Annotated in this window: 7 protein-coding genes; 6 read left to right on the top strand and 1 reads right to left on the bottom strand. The window is 44.6% G+C overall.

Annotation, left to right across the window (positions count from 1 at the left end):
* Positions 1 to 338: 338 nt before the first annotated feature.
* The gene (locus AACT21_RS09260) at positions 339 to 467 is read right to left on the bottom strand and encodes a hypothetical protein (RefSeq protein WP_254917176.1); all 129 of its coding nucleotides are present in this window, start codon (positions 465 to 467) and stop codon (positions 339 to 341) included.
* Between the two features lie 103 nt (positions 468 to 570).
* On the opposite strand from AACT21_RS09260, the gene AACT21_RS09255 reads away from it, so the two are divergent.
* From AACT21_RS09255 to AACT21_RS09230, 6 genes are all read left to right on the top strand, one after another.
* A complete protein-coding gene (locus AACT21_RS09255; RefSeq protein WP_013856188.1) occupies positions 571 to 1,866 on the top strand; it encodes an NCS2 family permease in 1,296 nt (431 codons plus the stop codon).
* Positions 1,867 to 1,905: 39 nt separating this feature from the next.
* A complete protein-coding gene (gene tet(34), locus AACT21_RS09250; protein ID WP_010320141.1) occupies positions 1,906 to 2,370 on the top strand; it encodes an oxytetracycline resistance phosphoribosyltransferase domain-containing protein Tet(34) in 465 nt (154 codons plus the stop codon).
* Between the two features lie 88 nt (positions 2,371 to 2,458).
* Positions 2,459 to 3,706: an esterase FrsA gene (gene frsA, locus AACT21_RS09245; RefSeq protein WP_047689297.1), complete on the top strand. Its 1,248-nt coding sequence runs from the start codon at positions 2,459 to 2,461 to the stop codon at positions 3,704 to 3,706.
* Between the two features lie 100 nt (positions 3,707 to 3,806).
* Entirely contained in the window at positions 3,807 to 4,196 is a 390-nt protein-coding gene (gene crl / locus AACT21_RS09240) for a sigma factor-binding protein Crl (protein ID WP_026027640.1), read from the top strand.
* Between the two features lie 122 nt (positions 4,197 to 4,318).
* Positions 4,319 to 5,458 (top strand): glutamate 5-kinase, encoded by a 1,140-nt coding sequence (gene proB, locus AACT21_RS09235; RefSeq protein WP_038148735.1) that lies wholly within the window; start codon positions 4,319 to 4,321, stop codon positions 5,456 to 5,458.
* Between the two features lie 13 nt (positions 5,459 to 5,471).
* Complete coding sequence (locus tag AACT21_RS09230) at positions 5,472 to 6,722, top strand: glutamate-5-semialdehyde dehydrogenase (RefSeq protein WP_081245041.1); 1,251 nt, start codon at positions 5,472 to 5,474, stop codon at positions 6,720 to 6,722.
* The last annotated feature ends 102 nt before the right edge of the window (positions 6,723 to 6,824 follow it).

The following is a 6,824-nucleotide window of genomic DNA, read 5'->3' as shown; positions in this document are numbered from 1 at the left end:
ATTTAATTTCTTGGTGGTATATTTGTAACCAACTTCGAAAGCGAAGAAAAAATGCTCAAAGGATGAGTCCGTTTATCGCCTCCATGGAACCGAGAAATCAAATTTATGTTCAATTGATTTTATAAGGTGATAGTTATGAAAGGTTTACCATCAGCAATGTTCTGGACAAACAAGTCTGTTTATACTGGCAACTTTGCTTACCCAACAAGCTTTGGTTATTAAGACTTTAAGCATGTTATTTGAACTGTATGTTCACCCCCTAGATATTGGAATTTTTTTGTAGTCAGTTTGGCTAAAATGATTCGCCGCCACCTCAGATGAGGTGGCGTTTTTTTATCTCAATGTTCAACACTTCCTTTACGGCTACGGCTACGGCTACGGCTCAACGGCAATACGATATGGAAATCCGCTTTTTCTTTTTGAAGAAATGAAGCGCGACTAGGTTCATAAGCCATTAATAAAAGCATATTACAGCCTTAATTCTATCTGGAATTTGTGATCTGATCTCTCTATAATCCACAGCCAATCGATTACGCAACCGTTTACTTTTTACCCTTATAGGACTCGATCATGCTCGAAAGGCTATTTAAACTTAGTGAATATGGCACAAACGTGCGCACTGAGGTTATCGCAGGAATAACGACATTTCTCACGATGGCATACATTATCTTTGTTAACCCTGCGATCTTAGCGGATGCCGGCATGGACCGTGGTGCAGTATTTGTTGCTACGTGTCTTGCGGCGGCTATTGGCTGTTTCATCATGGGCTTTGTCGCCAACTACCCAATTGCGCAGGCTCCGGGTATGGGGTTAAACGCATTTTTTACTTACGCCGTTGTGCTCGGCATGGGATATACATGGCAAGTTGCGCTGGCGGCGGTATTCGTTTCTGGTGTGCTGTTCATTTTTCTTAGTATCTTTAAAATCCGTGAGTGGATCATCGGTTCGATTCCGATGTCATTACGAACGGGGATCTCGGCCGGTATTGGACTTTTTCTTGCCTTTATTGCCCTGAAGAATGCAGGCATTGTGGTTGATAACCCTGCAACTTTGGTTTCTGTCGGCGCAATTACTTCTCTTCCTGCTGTACTCGGTGCGATAGGTTTCTTCCTGACGATTGCTTTGGTTCATCGTGGTTTAAAGGGTGCCGTAATGATCGCGATTCTTGCGGTTACTGGCCTTGGTTTAGTGTTTGGTGACGTTCAGTGGCATGGCATTATGTCGGCACCACCAAGTATTGCGCCAACTTTTTTGCAGCTTGATTTCTCCGCCGTTTTTGAAGTGGGTATGATCTCAGTGGTGTTTGCGTTTCTGTTTGTCGATCTATTTGACACGGCTGGCACCTTAGTTGGCGTGGCGCAAAAGGCAGATTTGATTGGCAAAGATGGTAAAATCCCACGTCTAAATAAAGCATTGCTTGCCGATTCTACTGCTACGTCAGTCGGTGCCCTGCTGGGTACATCAAACACAACCTCTTACATTGAAAGTGTGGCGGGTGTTGCTGCTGGCGGGCGCACAGGGCTGACTGCAGTCGTTGTTGGCATTTTGTTCTTACTTGCATTATTCTTCTCGCCATTAGCTGGAATGATCCCTGCGTACGCTACGTCTGGTGCATTATTTTACGTGGCAATTTTGATGCTTTCTGGTTTGGTCAGTATTGATTGGCGCGATTTAACAGAAGCGGCTCCTGTCGTCGTTACCTGTTTACTAATGCCGCTGACATTCTCTATCGCAGAAGGTATTTCTCTTGGTTTCATTGCTTATGCGGCTATCAAACTATTTAGTGGCAAAGGGCGCAGTGTATCGATGAGTGTGTGGGTGATGTCAGCCATCTTCATCTTTAAGTATATCGCCTCTGCAATGTAATGAACGACACAGATTATTTAAATAATTAGGTTTACAACAATGAGCAATAAATTCGTTATCACTTGGGACAACATGCAGACTTACTGTCGTCAATTGGCAGAAAAACAGATGCCTGCAGAGCAATGGAAAGGTATTTGGGCGGTGAGCCGTGGTGGTCTGGTTCCTGGTGCCATATTGGCGCGTGAATTAGGTATTCGCCATGTCGATACGATTTGCATTTCAAGTTACGATCATGATCACCAGCGTGACATGACAGTGATCAAAGCACCTGAAGGTGACGGCGAAGGTTTCTTAATTGTTGAAGATTTGGTCGATAGTGGTGATACCGCACGTAAGCTACGTGAAATGTATCCTAAAGCGAAATTGATTGCGGTGTGTGCGAAGCCTTCTGGCGTAAGCTTGTTAGATGATTATGTTGTGGATATTGCTCAAGATACGTGGATTGAGCAGCCATGGGATATGACGATTCAATACGCAGAACCGATTAACCGTAAACAAAAGTAATGCTTTTCTTGCGTTTATTTGAAAATGGCCCTTTATCGGGCCATTTTTTTTATTACTATTAGAGCACCGCTCTCAATTGAATCGACTTATGTCTGAATCTAACAGCCAAAATCTTTCTGAAACCTTGTTCCAGAAACACAAGCAAGCTCAAGAAACCTCGGCATTAATTCGCTATATGCCAAGTAGCCAAGAAATTTTGGATCTTAAAAAACAACAAGAAGGGTACGTTTGGTATCGAAATCTCAGGCGTTTACAGTGGATATGGCAAGGTGTTGATCCTGTAGAGCAAGAAGAAGTTCTCGCCCGCATTGCCTCTTCGAAACATTCGCGAACCGAAGCGGATTGGTTAGATACGGTTATGGGCTATCACAGTGGTAACTGGGCATACGAGTGGACTAAGCTGGGGATGCGTCACCAAAAGCGCGCTAATGACAAGCAAGACGAAGAGGCGGCCAATGAACTTTTTTCCGCGTCGCTCTGCTTTAGCATTGCTGGTTATCCGCATCTAAAAAATGATAATTTATCCTTGCAGGCGCAGATACTGTCAAACAGCGCTTATAACGAAGCGGCCAAATTGACTCGTTATGTGATTAAGCAAGTTGAAGTACCCTATAAGAACAAAAAAATAGTCGCTAATTTGCATTTGCCCAATACCGATAGGCCTCATCCGGTCGTTTTGGTTAGCGCCGGTTTAGACAGTTTGCAGACGGATATGTGGCGTTTGTTTAGAGATTATCTCGCGCCTAGAGATATTGCGATGTTAACCATTGATATGCCCTCTATAGGTCATAGCTCCCATTGGCCTTTAACTGAAGATTCTTCATGTCTGCATCAAGCCGTACTCAATGAACTGGAAAGCTTGCCTTGGGTTGATCATCGAAAAGTGGGGCTTGTTGGATTTCGATTTGGTGGTAACTCCATGATCAGGCTCTCTTTTCTAGAGCAAGATAAAATCAAGGCTTGTGTTTCATTAGGTGCACCTATCCACGATATTTTAGCTTCGCCAGAAAAATTGAAAAAAATGCCCAAAATGTATATTGATGTGCTGGCGTCTCGTTTAGGTAAAGACGTGGTGGATATTAATAGCCTTGCTGGGTTGATGCGAGCGTGGTCACTGAAAGTGCAAGGTTTTTTAACCAGTAGGCGAACTAAAGTTCCGATTTTGGCTTTAGGATTAGAAGGTGATCCCATTTCACCCTATTCGGATAATCAATTAGTTGCAATTTTTAGTGAATATGGCAAAGCGAAACAGATAAAAAGCAAAACAATTACACAAGGATATGAGCAATCCCTCGATTTAGCGATAAAGTGGTTAGAAGATGAGCTATTTAGGTGACTTTTCTACTAAATTAGTTAAGCATGATATTGGTATGCGGTAACAAGCATATGATTAATAAAAATAATGATCGTTCTTAACATTGAAATGGAGAGTCAATATGTCAGAAATGACCCACACCCCGACTCATTATCGCTTATTGTCTGCTTTAAAAGCTATTGGACCTTATTTACGAGAAGGCCAATGTCGTGAGGATCACTACTTATTTGATTGCCTTGCGTCTTGCGTTAATGACAAAAAATCCCCAGAGAAACGAGAGTTTTGGGGCTGGTGGCTGGAACTTACTAAGAAAGAATCAGGGTTTGAGGCTAAGTATCATACAGGACGTTACAACTTAGCTGGCGCGTGGGATGCCGACGCAATTCCTAAATCCGTATTTTCTGAAGTCAAACGCACCCAAGAAGAGTTTCATGCCAAACTGGTAGCGAGTCTCTATGAGCGCTTTGAATTGAGTGTTGAGATTGCACAAGATTCCGCTGAATTCGTCTGATTTTCGTTATCCCCTTACCCTCGTGATGAAAAAGGTGCTTTTTAGCACCTTTTCTACTTGTGAATTATTGCTTTGATTGCTAAAACATCAGCTCTTATGTGTTTTCCATTTCAGAAGAAATCATGACAACGAATCAACAAAGCGGAAAAGCGGTGCAACTTCAAACAATCGTTGTGAAGCTAGGAACCAGTGTATTAACCGGTGGTACTTTGGCGTTAGATAGAGCTCATATGGTTGAGCTTGTCCGTCAATGTGCTGAACTGAAAAAGCAAGGCCACTCAGTGGTGATTGTATCGTCGGGCGCAATTGCCGCTGGTCGAGAACACTTAGGTTACCCCGCACTCCCCAACGCAATGGCTAGCAAACAGTTGCTTGCTGCGGTTGGGCAGAGTCAACTGATTCAAGCATGGGAATCTCTTTTTGCTATTTACGGGATTAAAATCGGCCAAATGCTGCTGACTCGGGCCGATCTGGAAGACCGTGAGCGATTTTTGAATGCGCGAGATACCATTAATGCCTTGGTCGAGCACGATATTATTCCCGTCGTCAACGAAAACGATGCAGTGGCAACCAGTGAAATCAAAGTAGGCGACAACGACAATTTGTCAGCTTTAGTTGGTATCTTATGCGGTGCCGATAAACTGCTGCTGCTCACTGACCAAAAAGGGCTCTTCACCGCTGACCCGCGTAAAGATCCTAACGCTGAACTAATTAAAGAAGTTAAAACCATTGATGATACCTTGCGTAAAATCGCTGGGGGCAGTGGTACCACGCTTGGCACCGGAGGTATGGCAACTAAGCTTCAGGCCGCTGATATTGCTCGTCGTGCAGGGATTGAAGTCATTATCGCCGCAGGGCGTGCAAGCAACGTTATTTTTGATTCTTTAAGTGATGCGCCACAAGGCACACGTTTTTTGCCATGTACCGAAGCGTTAGAAAACCGCAAACGCTGGATTTTAGCGGGTCCTGCCGCTTCTGGTGACATTGTCATTGATGGCGGAGCCGTCAACGCTGTAGTCGCGAATGGCAGTAGCTTATTAGCGAAAGGGGTAGTGAATGTCAGTGGTACTTTTGCACGTGGTGAAGTGGCGCGAGTAACCGATAAACAAGGCGTATTAATTGCCCGTGGCATCGCCGCTTATTCCAGCCAAGACTTAGCCAAAATCGCGGGCAAACACAGCAAAGATATCGGAGGCATTTTAGGTTACGATTATGGCTCAGAAGTCATTCATCGCGATGATCTTGTTGTGATCCAAGAATAGTAAGGAAAAGAAAGTGGATTTAACCATAATGGGTAAAGCCGCCAAACAGGCCGCTTTCCAGCTCGCTACCGTTTCAACGACACAAAAAAACAATGCATTAGCGATCATTGCCGATGAACTGGAGGCGCAGAGCGCCGCGATTTTAAAAGCGAATGCCCAAGATATCGAACTGGCCCGCCAAGCCGGGTTGAACGATGCGATGCTTGATCGCCTATTGCTCAATGAATCGCGCCTGCAAGCCATTGCTAATGACGTGCGTAATGTGATTAATCTCAATGACCCTGTCGGTAGTGAAATCGATAGCCGAGTGCTTGAAAACGGATTGTCATTGTCTCGCCGCCGAGTACCGTTAGGTGTGGTGGGCGTTATTTATGAAGCGCGTCCTAATGTGACCATTGATATTGCGGCATTGTGTTTAAAAACGGGTAACGCCAGTATTTTACGGGGAGGGAAAGAGACCTTTTTCTCCAATATGGCGCTAGTCAACGTTATTCAATCGGCGCTAGAAAAAGCGCAACTTCCAGCGGCTGCGGTGCAGTATATTGAAAAACCGGATCGCGAACTGGTTTCACAGCTGCTCAAGCTGGATGAATATGTCGATATGATCATTCCGCGCGGCGGCGCTAGCCTACATAAAATGTGCAAAGAAAACAGCACCATTCCGGTGATTATTGGTGGTTTTGGCATTAGCCATATTTTTGTTGATCAATCGGCGGATCTAGATAAATCAGTCGAGGTGATTGAAAACGCAAAAATTCAGCGCCCTTCTGCGTGCAACGCATTGGATACTTTGCTGGTTCATCAAGCGATTGCGAGTGAATTTTTGGCAAAACTGGTGCTACGACTTAATGATCAAGTGACCTTCGTTGTCGAGCCAAAAGCCCAAGCCTGCATGAGCCATGCGAAACAGTTGAGAGAGGCCGTTGAAGGCGATTTTGACACCGAATGGCTAAGTTACACTTTGGGCGTCAAAGTGGTCGATGACGTGCAGCAAGCGATTGAACATATGCGTGAACACAATGCAAGCCATTCGGATGCTATCATGACAAATGACCTATTTAATGCAGAGCTGTTTATTAATTCCGCGGGCTCTGCTGCAGTGTATGTCAATGCTTCGACGCGTTTTACCGATGGCGCTCAATTTGGTTTAGGCGCTGAAGTGGCCGTTTCGACCCAAAAATTGCACGCTCGCGGGCCGATGGGCTTAGAAGAGTTGACCAGTTACAAGTGGGTTGGCAAAGCCAATTACTTATCACGTCGTTAAGTTCTTTTCGTTATGGATAACGCAAAGTGTGGTTGTTAACAAAATAGAGATTGAAAAGGGGCTGATGCCCCTTTTGCGTTCAACTTGCGTACTAATTCCGGT

The sequence above is a fragment of the Vibrio sp. V08_P9A1T1 genome (genome assembly GCF_963874405.1).
Lineage (GTDB): Bacteria > Pseudomonadota > Gammaproteobacteria > Enterobacterales > Vibrionaceae > Vibrio > Vibrio anguillarum.
Note: the sequence above shows the minus strand (reverse complement) of the source record. Positions and strands in the feature narration are given on the sequence as shown.

Excerpts from the sequence above, each read along its gene's own strand:
- frsA (WP_047689297.1), top strand. The coding sequence starts at position 2,459 with ATGTCTGAATCTAACAGCCAAAATCTTTCTGAAACCTTGTTCCAGAAA.
- proB (WP_038148735.1), top strand. The coding sequence starts at position 4,319 with ATGACAACGAATCAACAAAGCGGAAAAGCGGTGCAACTTCAAACAATC.
- AACT21_RS09255 (WP_013856188.1), top strand. The coding sequence starts at position 571 with ATGCTCGAAAGGCTATTTAAACTTAGTGAATATGGCACAAACGTGCGC.
- crl (WP_026027640.1), top strand. The coding sequence starts at position 3,807 with ATGTCAGAAATGACCCACACCCCGACTCATTATCGCTTATTGTCTGCT.
- AACT21_RS09260 (WP_254917176.1), bottom strand. The coding sequence starts at position 467 with ATGCTTTTATTAATGGCTTATGAACCTAGTCGCGCTTCATTTCTTCAA.